Here is a 16,263-nt window from a genome sequence, read left to right as displayed (position 1 = left end):
GCCACGAGAAAGGCGAACATGACCGATCCGATCACCGCACCTGGCGCCCACATGCGAGAAGAGCTGCTCTCGCAGCCCGAGACCTGGGCACGGGCGGCGGCAATGCGTGACGAGCAGAAGGTGCTCCCCGGATCGGGTCAGCGCGTGGCCGTCATCGGATGCGGCACCTCGTGGTTCATGGCACAGTCCTACGCTGCTCTGCGCGAGCGTGCAGGGCACGGCGTGACCGATGCGTACGCGGCATCCGAAGCTTTTCTCGATCGCGACTATGACGCGATCGTCGCTCTCACGCGGTCCGGCACGACCAGCGAGGTGCTCGAGGTAGCCAGCCAGGTGAAGGGTCGCATCCCCGTCATCGGCGTGATCGGCGACCCGACGTCACCGCTCGTCGCCCTCGCTGATGAGTCGGTTCTCCTCCCGTTCGCCGACGAGCAGTCGGTCGTGCAGACCCGCTTCGCGACGACCGCGCTGACGCTGATGCGCGCGTCGCTCGGCCTCGACGCCGATGTCGCGAAGTCGATCGAGGATGCTGCGGCTGTCCTCGCGGCGACCGACGATGAAGGCCTCACCACCGCCGATCAGTACACGTTCCTCGGCCGGGGCTGGACCATCGGCCTCGCGCACGAGGCGGCGCTGAAGATGCGCGAGTCCTCGCAGTCGTGGACCGAGTCGTACCCGTCGATGGACTACCGTCACGGTCCGATCGCGATTGCGGCTCCCGGCCGCATCACGTGGCAGTTCGGTGTCGCTCCCGAGGGGCTCGCCGGCCAGGTCGAGGCCACCGGCGGACGCTTCGTGCAGCACGACGTCGACCCGCTCGCTGATCTCGCACGTCTGCACCGCGTCGCCCTCGACCGCGCAGTCGGCAAGGGGCTCGACCCCGACATGCCCCGAAACCTCTCGCGATCGGTCATCCTGGACGCGTGAGCACTTCTCCCGAGCCAGCAAAACCACGCCGAAACAATCCCGATTCGCGTGAGGCTCGGCGTGGTTTTGCGGGTTCGTGGGGTGTTGGCCAGGGATCGCCGGTGCTCGCCTTCGATGTGGGCGGCACCGACATCAAGTCGGCCCTCTTCGACGCCGACGGCACGCCGCTCGGACTGCAGCGCACACCGACGCCGAAGCTGGGCGCAGACCCCGCGGCCGCGCTGATCGAGGAGATCGCACGATTGGCGGATGGGCTGCGGGCGCAGCATCCGTCTGTCGAGCCTCGGGCGCTCGGTTTCGTCGTGCCCGGCATCGTCGACGTGGATGCCGGAATCGGCGTCTTCGCGAGCAATATGGGGTGGCGGAACGCGCCGCTGCGCGCGCTCGCGCAGCAGCGGCTGAACCTGACGGTCGCGTTCGACCACGACGTGGGCGCGGCGAGCTGGGCCGAGCATGAGCTCGGCGGTGCGCGCGCGCACGATGACGTCGTCGTGGTGATCATCGGCACGGGGATCGCCGGTGCGATTCTCGTCGGCGGCCGGCCCTACACCGCCGGCGGCTACGCCGGAGAGATCGGGCACTCGCCTGTCGCCGACGGACCGGAATGTGCCTGCGGCGCGCGCGGATGCTTGGAGACCGTGGCTTCGGCCGGAGCCATCGCCCGCCGCTACCGAGAGGCCACCGGCCTCACACCGAACGGCGCGAAGGACGTCATCGCTCGTGCTGCCGCCGGCGATGAGGCCGCTGCCGAGATCTGGAATGCAGCCCTCGACGCCCTGGCGATGTCGCTCGCCCAGCTGACCGCGATCATGGCGCCGGAGGCGATCATCATCGGCGGCGGGCTGTCGCGCGCGAGCACGCTTTTCGACGAGCTGCGCACGCGTCTTGCCGCGCGCCTCAGCTTCCATCGGATTCCCGCGCTGATCCCCGCGGAGTTGTCCGGCAATGCGGGCCTTCTCGGCGCAGCGCTCCGGGCGCGGGAACTCGCATGATCCTCACGGTCACCCCGAACCCCGCGCTCGATCTGACGTGGGAGCTGGATCGCATTGAGATCGGCGGCACTCACCGGGCGGATGCCGGGGCGGTGCGCGCGGGCGGCAAGGGACTCAATGTCGCCAGAGTCCTGCACTCTGAGGGGTTCGATGCGCGCGCGATCTCGACGGCCGGCGGTGCGACCGGCGACGAGCTGCGCCGTGACCTCGCTGCGAGCGGCGTGCCGCACGTGCTTCTGCCCGTGGCCGCCGACACCCGGCGCAGCGTCGCCTGGGTCGACCGTTCGCTCGGCGACACCACGATCGTGAACGAGCGCGGCACGAGTCCCACCCGCGAAGAGTGGGCCGAGTTCGTCGCGGCCGTGCATGAGGATGCCGTCGCGGCATCCGTTCTCGTGATCTCGGGCAGCTTTCCGCCCGCGGCGCCGCACGGACTTCTCGAAGCGCTCATTGTCGCCGCGAGCGGGCGTCCGGTGATCGTCGATACGTCTGGGCCGTTGCTGCTCGCCGCGGCCGACGCCGGGGTCTCCGTGGTCAAGCCGAACCGCGCGGAGCTCGCGGAGGCCACCGGCATCGACGACCCGGCAGGCGGCGCGCGCGAGCTGCTGCGCCGCGGTGCGGGTCTCGTGCTGCTCTCGCTCGGTGCCGAAGGGATGCTGGCGGTCACCGCAGATCGTGTACTCAGGGCGCAGTTGCCTGAGCCTCTGGCGGGGAACCCGACCGGTGCAGGAGACGCGGCGGTCGCCGCCGCGGCATCCCTTCTCGAGAGCGGCGTGCGCGACCCGGAACAGATCCTGCGCCGGGCGACCGCCTGGTCGGCCGCGGCCGTGCTCATGCCGCTCGCCGGCGAGATCTCACCGCGGCATGCGCAGCTCGCGGACGAACTCATCATCACCGAACCCACCGACGCTGAACTTCAAAAGGACTCCGAATGACCCTCGTCTCTGCCGCCGACCTCGTCCGCGATGCCGCATCGAGCGGCCGCGGGATCGGTGCGTTCAATGTGATCCACCTCGAGACGGCAGAGGCTCTGGTCGCGGCATCCGCGGAGGCGCGCCTGCCCGTCATTCTGCAGATCTCTCAGAACTGCGCCAAGTATCACGGCGCGCTCGAGCCGATCGCCCTCGCGACCCTCGCGGTCGCCCGTCGTGCCGAGACGCCGGTCGCGGTGCACCTCGATCACGCCGAGGACCCCGCTCTCGTTGACGACGCCATCGCGCTCGGGTTCGGCTCTGTCATGTTCGACGGTGGGGCGCTGCCCTACGACGAGAACGTCGCACTGACCCGCTCGGTTGCATCGCGTGCACATGCGGCCGGCGTCTATGTCGAGGGCGAGCTGGGCGAGGTCGGCGGCAAGGACGGTGCGCATGCGCCGGGCGTGCGCACCGACCCTGACGAGGCGCGTGCTTTTGTCGCCGAGACCGGTGTCGATGCGCTCGCCGTCGCGGTCGGCTCCTCGCACGCGATGCTCGATCGTAGTGCCTCGCTCGACATCGACCTGATCGCGCAGTTGCACACCGCGCTCGAGGTGCCGCTCGTGCTGCATGGATCGTCGGGTGTCGCGGATGCCGTTATCGTCGAAGCTGTGCGCGCCGGAATGACGAAGATCAACGTCTCCACTCACTTGAACGGGTTCTTCACCCGCGAGGTGCGCTCGACCCTCGCGGCGAACGAGCAGCTCGTCGACTCGCGCAAGTACATCGCCCCGGCGCGCGATGCGGTTACCAATGAAGCCGCCCGGATGCTGCGGCTGTTCGCCCTGCAGGACGCCTGATGAAGCGCGCCGCACGGTTGAGCGCCATCCTCGATCTGCTCGCTGAGCAGGGCGAGGTCTCGGTGGACGAGCTCGTCGTGCGGTTCGAAGCATCCGCTGCCACGATCCGTCGCGACCTCGACAGCCTTGCCGAGCAGCGCCTGCTCACGCGCACGCACGGCGGCGCGGTCGCGCAGTCGGTCGCCTACGAACTGCCCATCCGGTACAAGAGCCACCAGCGCACAGATGAGAAGGAGCGCATCGCGCGCGCGGCATCCGCTCTGGTCGCCACCGGCGCGGTCGTCGGTCTCTCCGGCGGCACCACGACCACCGCCATCGCCGCGGCGCTCGCCGCACGCGAAGATCTGGGCGAGTTCACGGTCGTCACGAACGCCGTGAACATCGCCTCGCAGCTGGCCACCCGCCCCGACATCAAGGTCGTCGTCACCGGGGGCGTGATCCACTCGCGCAGCTATGAGCTCGTCGGGCCGTTCGTGGAGCAGCTGCTCAGCGGCATCCAGCTCGACATCGCCTTCATCGGCGTCAATGCGCTCTCGGCGGACCGCGGGGCGTCGACGCATGACGAACGCGAGGCGGCGGTCAACCGCATGATGGCTTCGCGCGCGCAGCGCGCCGTCGTCGTCGCCGACTCGGGCAAGATCGGTCGCGCTGCTTTCGCGCGGGTCGGCGGGCCTGAGCTCTTCCAGACCGTGATCACCGATGCCCCGGCGACTGCCCTGGTCGACGCCGGATTCGAGGTCATCGTCGCCTGAGGTCGCGCCTACGCTGGAGGGGTGATCGCTCTCGCTGTACTCCTGTTCATCAACGCGGCCTTCAACGTGATCGTGTGGCCGCAGTTCTACAAGCGGGTCGTTCGTGATCCACGGGCTCGGGATGCCGCGGGCAATGCCACCGCATTCTTGAAGGTGCACGCCGTTCTCATCGCTTTCGCTCTCGTGCTCGCGCTGGTCTCGGTGATCGCCGGGATCGCTGCGCTCGTCGGGGTGCTTTAGTCGCGGCATCCGACCGCCGACCCGACACTTGCCGACGCGACACCCACCGGCCGGACACTTGTCAGTCCCGATCACAGATGTCGGTGCGTATCCCAGATCCGCGCCGACATGTGTGATCCGCGCTGACGTCTGTAGCGGCGGTTCGGGCGTCAGGCGCGTGCAACCGGGTTGTTGCAGCTCGGTGACCCAAGCTGTGCATGAGTCAGCGACTGGCGAACTGGGCGGCGTGGGCGGTCCAGGCGGACTCGGGGGGAAGGGCGCGCAGCGGCCGCGTCGAGACGGCGAGGATGACCGAGACGGCGCAGAGGGCGGCGCCGACGATGAGGGTCGCTTCGCGCCCGATGAACGACAGCCCGACACCGGCGACCAGCGGGGCAAGCGGCATCGCGCCCATTCCCAGCACGGCGGCGGCGCTGTTCGCACGACCCAGCATCGGGCTCGGAGTGGCGACCATGAAGTAACCCATCAGCGCGGCATTGACCGCTGGGATGAACAACACGACACCGCCGAGCACGACCGCGAGCCAGATGGGCGCATGCACGGGGATGAGTCCGAAGATTCCGACCGTCGAAACCAGCAGCCCCCCGATGATGATGGTGCCGGCTCGCACGCGAGAGACGAGAAGCGGTGCGAACAGTGCGCCGATGAGCATGGCGATTCCCGCCCCAGTGGCGAGCAGACCGATCGTGACAGGGGAGTGGCCCTGCTGCTGCAGCGCGTAGATGACAGTGGTCAGCGCAGTGCTGAAGCCGAGGTTGACGATGGTCGCCACGAACAGCACGCCGCGCAGGTCGGGGCGTGAGAACAGCCACGCGAATCCTTCGCGCACTTCGCGGAGGGCGTTCGGCTTTCCGACGGCGACCGTGGCCGCCGAAAGGCCGATGTCGGATGCCGCGGCATCCGCTTCTTCAGTAAGAGAAGTGCGGGGCGAACGCTGCAGCATCCACGCTGTTGCGGCGGCGATCACGTGGCACACGGCCATTGCCGCGCCGATCAGCCATGCACCTGCGGCGAGCAGGACGCCGCCGAGTGGTCCGCCGGCCAGTTGCAGCACGGCATCGCGCCCCTGGTTCGCCGCCTGCGCCCGGCCCATCGCGTCATCGGGGACGACCTCTTTGATGGCGCTCTCACCGGCGATGTCGAACAGTCCGGCGCGTGCGGCGAGCAGGACCTCCGCGATCAGGAGTGTGACGAAGGTCAATGCGTCGACGAGGGCGAGAACGGTGAAGGCGATCGAGAGCAGGGCACCCACGACAGACCCGGTGACCATCATCGCGATCCGGCGGTGGCGGTCGGCGAGCACCCCTCCGAACACGGTGGTGACCGTGCGGATCGTCATGCCAACCGCGCTGATGATGCCGGCCTGAGCGGGATCGTTCGTGACGAACAGCGCGATCAGCGGGATGGCGAAACCGAACAGCGCGCTCGCGAGACCCTTGGCGGTGTCGCTGATCAGCCACGTGATGTAGCGGCTGTTGCGCGTGAGCCGATGTGCGGGGGCGGCGGTGGTCATGCTGTCCAGAGTAAATGCGCAAGCTCTCTTGCGCAACTACTCTTGCGCAATTTTTGGTGCGGGTATGATCGGGGCATGGTGGACGAGGAACCTCGCACGGTCACGCATCCGGATGCTCGTAATGCGACGACCGCGATGATGAAGGCGTATTCGCATCCGTTGCGTCGCCGGATCGCCAAGGCCGTTGCGGCGCGCGGATATGCTCGCGCCGCCGATCTCGCCGGTGACCTGGACATTCCTGCCAACAGCATCAGCTTCCACCTGCGTGTCCTCGCCGATGCTGGACTCATTGAAGCGGCCCCGGAGCGTGCCAGAGACAAGCGCGATCGCGTGTGGAAGCCCACCGAGGGTGCGTGGAACGTCGGCTCTCCGGAGCATCCGATTGTCGATGAAGTGCTCGGCGGCGTGCTCATGAATTCCCTCGCTGACGATCACGTCGATATGGTGCGGCGCGTCTTGGTGTGGGCGCCGGAGTATGTCTCGGGGCGAGACCCGGAAGTGCACGGGACGTTCTCCCAACGCAGCATGCGTCTGACCGCTGCAGAGTTCAGTGAAGTTGAACGACGAATCCAAGAGGTGATTAAAGAGGTTGAGGATGCGGCGGACCCCGATGACCCCGCGGCTCGCTTATGGTCACTCGACATCGTTGCCGCCGACGACCTGATCTGACTACACCCGTCGCGACGAAGCGGGAGGACAAGCACCCGCGGCCGATGTGACGGCGGCCAGGGTGCCGCTTCGTGGGATGTGTCTGCGCGTGATCCCGGCTCTGCGGCGAGTGGATGCTGAACCCGCCGCGCCTAAGCCACCGATGCGGTCGCGTTTCGGTCACCTGCGTCGTGTCGACGGCATTCCCTCTAGTTGCACTAGCTGCAACAATGTAGCAGTGAGTGAGTCTGCGTGATTTACTTTCAGCGACATCGCAAACGTCATGTCGCGATTTACCCCGCATATTCGTTTCCTTTCACAGGAGGTCAATGATGATCAGCAGAAAGCCAGCCATACGCGTCCTCGCCATCGCAGCAGTCGGAGTCGTGGGTCTCGGCCTTGCTGCCTGCGCCCCAACGTCGTCCGGCGGCGGCGGTGGTGGCGGGGAGGGTGCCGAGGAGACCACCGTCACGGTCTGGTCCTGGCGCACGGAAGACGTCAAGCAGTACGAGGAGATCTTCGACGTTTACGAGGAGGCGAATCCCGGCGTCACGGTCGATTTCAAACCGTTCAAGAACACCGAATACAACCAGATCCTGACCACCGGCCTCGCCGGCAGCGACGGGCCGGACGTGGTTCAGCTGAAGTCCTATGGGGGCGTGCAGGCTCTGATCGACAGCGGCTCGATCATCGAGATCGGGTCGTCCGTTCCTGCCCTGGAGGAATTCCCTCCGGCGACGACAGCGGCGCTCTCCGATATCAACACCGGTGACATCTACGGCGTGCCGTTCGCCGTCAACACGTTCCAGGTCTTCTACAACACTGCGATCTTCGAGGAGCATGGGATCGAGGAGCCGACGACGTGGGATGAGTTCCTCGAGATCAGCCAGACGCTCAAGGACGCCGGCGTGATCCCGATCACGATGGGCGGAGCAGACGCGCAGGTCCAGATCCCCGTGAGCACGGAGTCGCTCGTCGCCGGCCGTTACGGCGGGGCGGAGTTCGCGGAGGCTGTCCGCTCCGGTGAGAAGGACTTCACGGATCCTGACTACGTCGCGTCGCTCGAGTTGATGGACGAGCTGAAGCCGTTCTTCCCGGAGAACGTCACCGCGACCTCGGCGGACGACGCGATGGTCCTCTTCCTGTCCGGTCAGGCGGCGATGTACCCCTCCGGTTCGTTCCAGGCCGGCACCTTCACGAGCCAGGCGCCGGACCTCGACTTCGACGCCTTCGCGATGCCTGTGGGCGACGACTGGGTCTCGAAGGAACCCATCACTCCCGGCTTCGTCGACGGCGGCTACGGAGTCTCCGCTCGGTCGGAGAATCAGGACGCGGCGATCGATCTGGTGGCGTGGATGGCTACCGAAGAGTTCGGCCAGATGTTCTCCGACCTGCTCAGCCAGAACTCTCCCGTGCCGGGGGTCACCAATGCCGATCCCATCCTGCAGGAGCAATACAGCAACTACGAGGCCAATGGTGCGCCGTACCTGCTGCTGACGGACTTCCGATACGGCCAGCCCTGGGGCACCGACCTGCTCGGAACAGCAGTGCAGCGCATCTGGCTCGGCGAGCAGACCGCAGAAGAAGCCGCCGCCGACATCCAGGCCGGCATCTCGCAGTGGTACACCCCTAAGAAGTAGTCATGACGACACGTAAGCGTCGGGGAGGAGCGGTGCGCGTTCCTCCTCTGGTCCCGTACCTGTTCATCCTCCCCGCGCTTGCGCTCTTCGGGGTGTTCCTGCTCTACCCGCTGCTGAGCGCTGTCTCCTACGCGTTCTTCGAGTGGCAGGGCACTCTTCGCGGCGCCTTCCTCGGTTTCGAGAACTTCGTCCGGCTGTTCACGGACCTGCCGTTCCGTGACGCCATCCCGAACGCATTCGTCCACAACATCCTGTTCTTCGTCGGCACGATGATCGTGCAGAACTCGCTCGGACTGTTCCTGGCAGTCCAGCTGCAGAAGCGGGCGCGCATGCAGCGGTTCTTCCAGACGATGTACGCGATGCCGTACCTGGTCAGCCCGCTCGTGATCGGATACCTCTGGTCGTTGCTGCTCTCACCGAACCTCGGGCCGGTCAACGCCTTCTTCAAGGCTGTGGGACTGGATGCTCTCGCTCTTCCCTGGTTGGGTGATCCCGGATTGGCGCTGCCGATCGTCATCCTCATCGGGGCCTGGCAATGGCTCGGCTTCCCGATCCTCCTGTACGGGGCAGCTCTGGCCGGGCAACCGCTCGAGTACGATCAGGCCGCTGCGACGGACGGCGCGTCCGGCTGGCAGATCTTCTGGCACATCAAGTTCCCTCAGCTCATCCCTGTACTGGGGACCGTGACGATTCTGACTTTCATCTACATGATGGAGATCTTCCCGCTGGTCTACGCGCTGGGCGGATCGACCGGCTCGCCGGCCGGTGCCACCGACGTGCTGGCACTGCTGTTCTACCGCACGTCCTTCCAATCGGGTGCACCCAATGCGATCGGGCTGTCTTCGGCCATCGCCACCCTGCTGTTCCTGCTCATCTTCGGAACGGCGATCCTCGCGAACTACTTCCTTCAGCGCATGGAGAGGAGGCTCTCATGAGTGCCGACGCCACTGTCGCCGCCTCCTCGCGCCGTTCGCGGTTCGGCGGCACGCTGACGCGAAAGATCATCACCGTGATCATGACGGTCTACGCGGTCATCGCGGTCTCGCCGCTGGCGATCATGATCGTCAACTCGTTCCGCTCGTCATCCGACATGTTCGTCAACCCGCTCGGGTTTTTCAGTAACCCGACGGTCGAGGGCTACGTCAAGGCGTGGACGGATGCCTCGTTCAGCACGTATTTCTTCAACTCGCTGTTCGTCACGGTCTGTTCTGTTGTGCTGTCGACGGGAGTATCGCTGTTCGCGGCATATGCCCTCGCCCGGTGGACGTTCTTCGGGAGGTCTGCGCTGCAGAGTCTCTTCATCTCCGGCCTGATGATCCCTGTGATGCTCGCCGTGCTGCCGCTGTTCTACCTGATCGACGGCTTCGGGCTCCTGGACTCGCACCTGGCGTTGATCCTGATCTACGCGGCGAACGGAGTCCCGTTCTCGATCTTCATACTCGCGGCGTTCTTCCGACAGCTGCCCGAGGAGCTCGAGGAGGCAGCCCGCATCGACGGCGCCGGCCCCGTCCGCACGTTCTTCTCGGTGATGATGCCGTTGGTCAAGCCGGCCATCGCCACGGTCGTGATCTTCCGGTTCGTACCGATCTGGAATGACTTCCTCTTCCCGCTGGTGATGCTGCGATCGACCGAGAAGTACACCATCCCTGTCGGACTCACCTCGTTCTTCGGTGAGTTCTCGACAGACTGGTCCCCCTTGTTCGCTGGTCTTGTGATCGCCACCATCCCCCTCGTGCTGCTGTTCATCGTCGCGACGAAACAGATCGTGACGGGGCTCACGGCCGGCATCGGGAAGTAGCGATTTCGCATGGCTGGAAGGAAGACAATGACTGAGATCCTCTCCCCGACGTACGTGCCGGAGGTGCGCGTGACCCCGCCGCCGTGGCAGCAGGAGGCAGGTGGTGGGCTACGTATCACGCGGATCTCGTGCACCATCACGGCGCCTGACGGAGTCAATCTCGTGATCGTGAAGGTCGAGACGAACCAGGATGGTCTCGTCGGATACGGATGTGCGACCTTCACCCAGCGCGCGTTCGCCGTCCGAACCGTGATCGAGGACTACATCGCCCCCTTCCTGATCGGGCGAGACCCCGGTGACATCACCGACATCGCCGCATCCCTGACGCTCGACTCGTATTGGCGCAGCGGGCCGGTGACGAACAACGCCGTATCCGGGATCGACATGGCGCTGTGGGACATCAAGGGCAAGGTCGCCGGCATGCCCGTCTGGCAACTGCTCGGCGGTCGTGCCAGGGAGAGCGTGACGACGTACGTGCACGCGACGGGTGCGACCGTCGACGAGCTGTCCGAGCAGATCGAGCGTCACCTGGAGGTCGGGTACACGCATATCCGGTGCCAGGTGAGTGTCCCGGGATCACTGACCTACGGAGCGATCGGGAGCGACTCTGCCCTCACCTGGAACCCGCGGGACTACCTGCGCTACATTCCGGGCGTCTTCGCCGAGCTCCGCCAGCGCTTCGGCCAGACGGAGTTCATCCACGATGTCCACGAGCGTCTGCACCCGCACGATGCGGTGAGCCTGGTGCGCAGGCTCGATGAGTTCGGGCTCTTCTTCGTCGAGGATGCGCTCGCTCCGGAAGACCTCGGCTGGCTTCCTCGCCTGCGCGAGCGCACGTCGAGTCCTCTCGCGATCGGTGAGCTGTTCTCCAAGGTGGACGAGTACCTTCCGCTCATCCAGAATCGCCTCATCGACTTCATCCGGTGTCACGTGTCCGCGATCGGAGGGATCACTCCCGCCTGGCGACTGGCGGGAGCGGCGGAGCTTTTCGGCGTCCGAACGGCCTGGCACGGTCCGCGCGATGTGTCCCCGGTCGGACACGCCGCCAACATCGCTCTCGATCTCGCGTCTCCTGCCTTCGGAATCCACGAGCACTTCGAATTCTCGGAGCAGACTCACGCCGTCTTCCCCGGTACCGCCGTGGCCGAACGCGGTCAGCTGCGCCCCAACGGAAAGCCGGGATTGGGCATCGACTTCGACGAGAAACAGGCCGCGTTGCATCCTCCGACGGATGCCTTGGCCAACTGGCACTATGGTCGCGTTCGCCGACCGGATGGGGCGTTGCAACGGCCATGACCACCAAAGTTGACGCTTTGCGTCGAGTCCTCATCACGGGAGGCGCCGGCCAGATCGGGCTCGGCTTCGCTGCTGATGCTCAGGGCGAGTACGACTTCGTCCTCCTGGATCTGCCCGGTCGGTTCACCGCAGCAGCGGAAGAGCTTGGGGAGGTCATCGAGGCGGACATCACCGATTCCCAGGCGATGCGGTCAGCCCTTGCGGGGGTGGACACGGTGATCCATCTCGGCGGTTTCCGGCAGGCTTCGACGCGATGGGCGGATCTGCTCCCGGTGAACATCGCGGGGACCTACAACGTCGTGGCGGCGGCGATCGCCAACGAGTGCTCACGATTCATCTTCGCCTCCTCGGTGCATGCGGTTTCGGGGTATGCAGAGGGCCGACAACTGCGCGAGGAGGACCCGGTCAATCCGGCCGATCTCTACGGCGTCAGCAAGGTGTTCGGGGAGGCGCTCGGGCGCTACGCCGCTGAGCAGGAGGGGTTGTCGTTCATCGCGCTGAGGGTCGGCGCTTTCCAGTACCCGGACCTGGTCGGAAAGGTCGGCTCCGGCTGGATGGTCGAGGAGTACTGCGCCCCGGCCGACCTATACCAGCTTCTGCGGCTGTGCATCGAGCACGACGACATCACCTTCGAGATCTTCAACGCGGCCAGCGCCAACCGGCTGGGCCGGATGGACACCTCGAAGGCTCAGGCGCAGCTCGGTTATGTTCCGTTGTACGATTCGTTCGAACTCTCCGGACTGGCCGGCTACGCATCGGATAACCTCGGAAGCCTCACGCCTCCTTCGCAGCCCTCGGGGATGCGGGAGGATGTCGCCCCCACGCGGCGGACGGATACGATCGCTGATGCGCCGTGATCGCCGGCAATCGATGAGGGAGCGGAATGGATGACCTGAAGCATCGGACTCTCGGCAGAGGCTTCGCGATCCTGGAGGCGGTCGCCGCCGCTGGGGAAGGCCTGTCGGTCACGGAACTGGCCGCGATCACGCAGTTGGACAAGAGCACGACCTCCCGTCTGGTGAGCTCGCTGGCCGATCTGGGATACCTTCACCGTCAGGTCGACCGCTCCGTCATCCTGTCGGGCAAGGTCCTGCGTCTCACGCGGGGTTTCGAGGACCAATTCGATCTGCAGAAGCTTGCGCGGCCGCTCCTGCTGGCACTCCGGGATGAGGTCAACGAGACGGTGATCCTGACGGTGCGTCAGGGCAACTTCACGACCAGCATCGATCAGGTCGATCCGCTGCAGAACATGCGGCTCGTTCCGCACGTGGGAAACACGGCGCCGCTTGATGCGACCGCTGCGGGGCGAGCGATCCTGCTTTCGCTGCCGGCGGCTGAAGCGAAGTCGGTCCTTCGCGCCACGAAGGACGACAAAGTCGAGCACCCCGAGGTCCGGTTGGCGCAAGCACGTCTGGCGCGAGAGGCTGAATACGCTGTGGCTCAGGGGTACGTCTGGATGAGGCGCTCCGATGACCTGGAGCGGATCGCCGCTCCCGTGTACGACGCTGTGGGCATGCCGGTCGCCGCCGTCTCTGTATACGGCCCTAAGTACCGGATGCACGATCGCATCCAGGAGTTCGGTGCCGCGTGCCGGGACGCCGCGAACGAGCTGACCGGGATGCTGCGCGGCGATACGCGCGCCCCATGACAGCGCGTCGATGATCCAGCTGCGACGCGCTGATGTTCAGGCGACGATCATGCGCTCTGCGGGTTTGCGGCAACTCCGTGTTGGCGAGCGCGAGCTGCTCGTCGAACCACCGGTGAAAGGGCCGAACCGCGCCTTCCACGGAGAGCTTCTCGCGCCGTGGCCGAACCGGGTGGGCGGTGGCCTGTACCGGCACGGCGGCGTCGAGCATCAGCTTCCCATCAACGAGGCAGAGCGCGGACACGCGATCCACGGGTTCGCGTCAGGGCTGGATTGGCTCGCACGACGTCGAGGGGCGGGGGCTGTCACACTCAGCAGCGTTCTCGAGACGCAGCCGGGCTACCCGTTCCGAATGGAATTCGAGGTTCACTACGACTTGTGCGACGGGGGCATCTCAGCGCGACTGATCGCCCGCAATATCGGCGACGTGACGGCGCCGGTCGGGCTCGGCTGCCATCCGTACGTGCGGGCGGGTGATGGTCCGCTCGATTCTTGGGAGTTGGGCCTCAACGCCGACACCATGCTCGATGTCGACCCAGCGACTCTGCTGCCGACTCGGCTGCAGGACGTCGAAGCGACTTCGTTCGACTTCCGTTCTCCGCGGCCGATCGGTGATCAACGGTTCAGCAGGGCATTCCGACTCGATGCGCCGTCTCTCGCCGCATACCGGACCGTGACGGTGCGCGACCCCGCTGGCACGGGTGTCGACGTGGTGCTGGGTGAGACGAGCAGGTGGGTGCAGATCTATACGGGAGACGTAGATGATCCCCGGTTGCGTCGGCGCGGGCTCGCGATTGAGCCGATGACCTGTCCGCCGAACGCGTTCGTCTCAGGCCTCGACCTCGACATCGTCGAACCCGGTGACGCCCTCGAACTCGCTTGGGCCATCAGAGCGCATTGATTGCACTGTATGCAACCATGTTGCAGCTAATGGCTCCCGATGGTTGGCTGGGTAAACCCCGTCGACGACGATGAAAGCAGAGAACTCATGACGCGCACACCCGTCCATCACCTCACTGCGGGGACGCTTCGTCTCTCGATCAGCGACGACGGTTCCGTCGTCGAGTGGAGCGATCCGACGACGGGGCTGAGGTCCACGCCGGGTTCCGACATGTGGACGATGTCGACGGAGCACGGCGACCTGCGCGATTCGGCGGTGCGCTCGAGCAGTCAGCGGGGCAGGGTGATCAGTGCCGCGGATTCCATCGAGGTGATCTACGACTCGCTGGTGTCCGACGGCGGGGACGCGCTCGCAGTGGCTCTCCGCGTTCGGATCCAGGTCCTCGACGGCAGTTTCGTGTTCTCTGCCACCGGGGAGGTGGCCGGCGCCGTGACGGTGCATGAGGTGATGCTGCCGGTGCTGTCGCTCGCGCAGGCGGCATCGACGGACCGCAGCAGCGACGTGCTGTTTCGTCCGTTCGGTCTCGGCCAGCGGATCGTCGATCCCTGGCGCACCCTGGAGCGGGCGCACACCGAGTACATGTCGGCGGACCACAAGGGGGTCTGGACCACCAAGGCTTATCCGGGTGAGCTCACCATGGCGTGGCAAGGTCTGCAGTCAGATGATCACTTCTTATACGTCGCGCGCCATGACGCCGAGTTCCGTGCAGCGCTGTTCTCCGCGGGCGTCAATCCCCGTGGCGCTGCGCAGGCACTGAATTTCGGCACGACGGCACTTCCCTCGGCGCGGCAGGGGCAGACGTTTGAGATCCCGCAGAACATCATCGCCTGGCTCCCCGGTGATTGGCGTACCGGCGCCGCCTACTACCGGGCGTGGGCCGATACCTGGTACACCGGCCCGGTGCGGCAGGAGGCCACCGCGGAACTCGACGGATGGCAGCGACTGATCATGCGGCACCAGTTCGGCGAGGTGTACCTCCGCTACGGGCAACTCGTCGAAGCATGGGAGGCAGGCCGGACGGCCGGCCTCGACACGATCCTGCTGTTCGGGTGGTGGCAGCAGGGGATGGATCGCGGGTATCCCGTGTACGACGTGGATCCGGCGCTGGGCACCGCGCAGGAGCTGCGCGAGGCGATTGCGCAGATTGAGTCTCGTGGCGGTTCGGTGATGCTGTATGCGAACGGCAACCTCATCGACCGCACGTCGGACTTCTATGCGTCGGATGCGAGTCTGTCGACCAAGAAGGACCGGAGCGGGCTCGACTACGTCGTCGGCTACAACTTCGCGAACGAGTCGAAGTCTCTTCCGCACTTCGCCGGCCCGGGCTTCACACTGGGATGCCATGGTGCAGCGACCTGGCGCGACATGATGACGGGGGTTGCGGCCGACAACCTCGCCCTGGGCACGAATTCGATCTTCTTCGATCAGACGGCGTACCATCTCATCGCCTGGCCCTGCTATGACGCCCGACACGACCACGGGGAGAAGGTTGACCAGGAAGGCGTCTTCCGTGCGAAGACGCTGGAGGGCATGCGCAGTCAGGGTGAGGGCGTCGTCCTCGGTTCAGAAGGCATGACCGACTTCCTGATCTCACGCCTGGACTATCACCACGGCTGGGGGTTCGGCTATTCGGACCACGCCGAGGCGTTCCCTGCCTTGTTCCGTCAGACCTTCCCCGAGCCGGTTGTCAGCAACCGGCTGATCCACGATCAACTCGACGGCTGGGAGCACCAGTTGCACTACGCGCTGGTGTACAACCTCGTCTTTGACGTCGCGATCTACCGGTGCCGGGCTCTCGTCACGGAGTTCCCTGAGTACGCCGCGAAGATCCGAGAGCTGCTGGGCTACCGAAAGACGTATCGTCGGTTCTTCCGAGAGGGCGTGTTCGAAGCCGCGGACCAGGATTGGGGCGACGACCCGATCGTGACGGTCGCGTACAGACACGCCGGGGAGGTCCTGACGATCAGGTGGAACTCCACCGATGCGCAGGTCTCGGATGACGCAGGTGTGGTGTTCGCCCCGAATCAGCTCGTCTTCGCCGTCGCATCGAACTGAGAGTGCCAGCCGGTTTCGGATGAGTTCGCAGAACCGGTGAGCGCCCCACCGCACCGCGCGATCGCCGGTACCCGTCCTGGGG

The 16,263-nt window shown here is 65.9% G+C and carries 16 protein-coding genes; 15 read left to right on the top strand and 1 reads right to left on the bottom strand.

Features of this window, described 5'->3' with window-relative positions; genetic code table 11:
• The first annotated feature begins 18 nt into the window (after positions 1-18).
• Genes ACTU6U_RS13365 through ACTU6U_RS13340 form a run of 6 tightly spaced genes read left to right on the top strand, consistent with a single transcriptional unit; the run spans position 19 to position 4,685 of the window.
• Positions 19-927, top strand: a complete 909-nt coding sequence (locus ACTU6U_RS13365) for an SIS domain-containing protein (protein WP_443469609.1) — start codon at positions 19-21, stop codon at positions 925-927.
• Complete coding sequence (locus ACTU6U_RS13360; RefSeq protein ID WP_443469608.1) at positions 924-1,919, top strand: ROK family protein; 996 nt, start codon at positions 924-926, stop codon at positions 1,917-1,919. Before ACTU6U_RS13365 ends, ACTU6U_RS13360 begins: the two co-directional genes overlap by 4 nt.
• Positions 1,916-2,854, top strand: a complete 939-nt coding sequence (locus ACTU6U_RS13355) for a 1-phosphofructokinase family hexose kinase (RefSeq protein WP_443469607.1) — start codon at positions 1,916-1,918, stop codon at positions 2,852-2,854. The genes ACTU6U_RS13360 and ACTU6U_RS13355 overlap by 4 nt, the downstream gene beginning before the upstream one ends.
• Positions 2,851-3,693 carry a class II fructose-bisphosphate aldolase gene (locus ACTU6U_RS13350; protein WP_443469606.1) on the top strand — a complete coding sequence of 281 codons (843 nt, stop codon included), beginning with the start codon at positions 2,851-2,853 and terminating at the stop codon, positions 3,691-3,693. The genes ACTU6U_RS13355 and ACTU6U_RS13350 overlap by 4 nt, the downstream gene beginning before the upstream one ends.
• Positions 3,693-4,445 (top strand): DeoR/GlpR family DNA-binding transcription regulator, encoded by a 753-nt coding sequence (locus tag ACTU6U_RS13345; protein WP_443469605.1) that lies wholly within the window; start codon positions 3,693-3,695, stop codon positions 4,443-4,445. Before ACTU6U_RS13350 ends, ACTU6U_RS13345 begins: the two co-directional genes overlap by 1 nt.
• A 21-nt stretch (positions 4,446-4,466) precedes the next feature.
• Positions 4,467-4,685 (top strand): SCO4848 family membrane protein, encoded by a 219-nt coding sequence (locus tag ACTU6U_RS13340; RefSeq protein ID WP_443469604.1) that lies wholly within the window; start codon positions 4,467-4,469, stop codon positions 4,683-4,685.
• 202 nt (positions 4,686-4,887) lie between these two features.
• Here the strand turns inward: ACTU6U_RS13340 and ACTU6U_RS13335 are convergent, their stop codons facing one another.
• The gene (locus ACTU6U_RS13335) at positions 4,888-6,198 is read right to left on the bottom strand and encodes an MFS transporter (RefSeq protein ID WP_443469603.1); all 1,311 of its coding nucleotides are present in this window, start codon (positions 6,196-6,198) and stop codon (positions 4,888-4,890) included.
• A gap of 75 nt (positions 6,199-6,273) precedes the next feature.
• Between ACTU6U_RS13335 and ACTU6U_RS13330 the strand changes: the two genes are divergently transcribed.
• The 9 genes from ACTU6U_RS13330 (at position 6,274) to ACTU6U_RS13290 (ending at position 16,181) form a co-directional block, all read left to right on the top strand.
• Complete coding sequence (locus tag ACTU6U_RS13330) at positions 6,274-6,867, top strand: ArsR/SmtB family transcription factor (RefSeq protein WP_443469602.1); 594 nt, start codon at positions 6,274-6,276, stop codon at positions 6,865-6,867.
• Positions 6,868-7,178: 311 nt separating this feature from the next.
• Positions 7,179-8,486 carry an ABC transporter substrate-binding protein gene (locus ACTU6U_RS13325; protein ID WP_443469601.1) on the top strand — a complete coding sequence of 436 codons (1,308 nt, stop codon included), beginning with the start codon at positions 7,179-7,181 and terminating at the stop codon, positions 8,484-8,486.
• Between the two features lie 2 nt (positions 8,487-8,488).
• Positions 8,489-9,421 carry a carbohydrate ABC transporter permease gene (locus ACTU6U_RS13320; protein ID WP_443469600.1) on the top strand — a complete coding sequence of 311 codons (933 nt, stop codon included), beginning with the start codon at positions 8,489-8,491 and terminating at the stop codon, positions 9,419-9,421.
• Positions 9,418-10,284: a carbohydrate ABC transporter permease gene (locus ACTU6U_RS13315; protein WP_443469599.1), complete on the top strand. Its 867-nt coding sequence runs from the start codon at positions 9,418-9,420 to the stop codon at positions 10,282-10,284. The genes ACTU6U_RS13320 and ACTU6U_RS13315 overlap by 4 nt, the downstream gene beginning before the upstream one ends.
• A 27-nt stretch (positions 10,285-10,311) precedes the next feature.
• Entirely contained in the window at positions 10,312-11,580 is a 1,269-nt protein-coding gene (locus ACTU6U_RS13310; RefSeq protein WP_443469598.1) for an enolase C-terminal domain-like protein, read from the top strand.
• Positions 11,577-12,437 carry an NAD-dependent epimerase/dehydratase family protein gene (locus tag ACTU6U_RS13305; protein WP_443469597.1) on the top strand — a complete coding sequence of 287 codons (861 nt, stop codon included), beginning with the start codon at positions 11,577-11,579 and terminating at the stop codon, positions 12,435-12,437. Before ACTU6U_RS13310 ends, ACTU6U_RS13305 begins: the two co-directional genes overlap by 4 nt.
• Positions 12,438-12,463: 26 nt before the next feature.
• Positions 12,464-13,228: an IclR family transcriptional regulator gene (locus ACTU6U_RS13300; protein ID WP_443469596.1), complete on the top strand. Its 765-nt coding sequence runs from the start codon at positions 12,464-12,466 to the stop codon at positions 13,226-13,228.
• A 10-nt stretch (positions 13,229-13,238) separates the two neighbouring features.
• Entirely contained in the window at positions 13,239-14,126 is an 888-nt protein-coding gene (locus ACTU6U_RS13295) for an aldose 1-epimerase family protein (protein ID WP_443469595.1), read from the top strand.
• Positions 14,127-14,213: 87 nt separating this feature from the next.
• A complete protein-coding gene (locus tag ACTU6U_RS13290) occupies positions 14,214-16,181 on the top strand; it encodes a DUF6259 domain-containing protein (protein WP_443469594.1) in 1,968 nt (655 codons plus the stop codon).
• Positions 16,182-16,263 lie beyond the last annotated feature (82 nt).

The sequence above is a fragment of the Microbacterium zouquanmingi genome (assembly GCF_052266695.1).
Taxonomy (GTDB): Bacteria; Actinomycetota; Actinomycetes; order Actinomycetales; family Microbacteriaceae; genus Microbacterium.
Note: the sequence above shows the minus strand (reverse complement) of the source record. Positions and strands in the feature narration are given on the sequence as shown.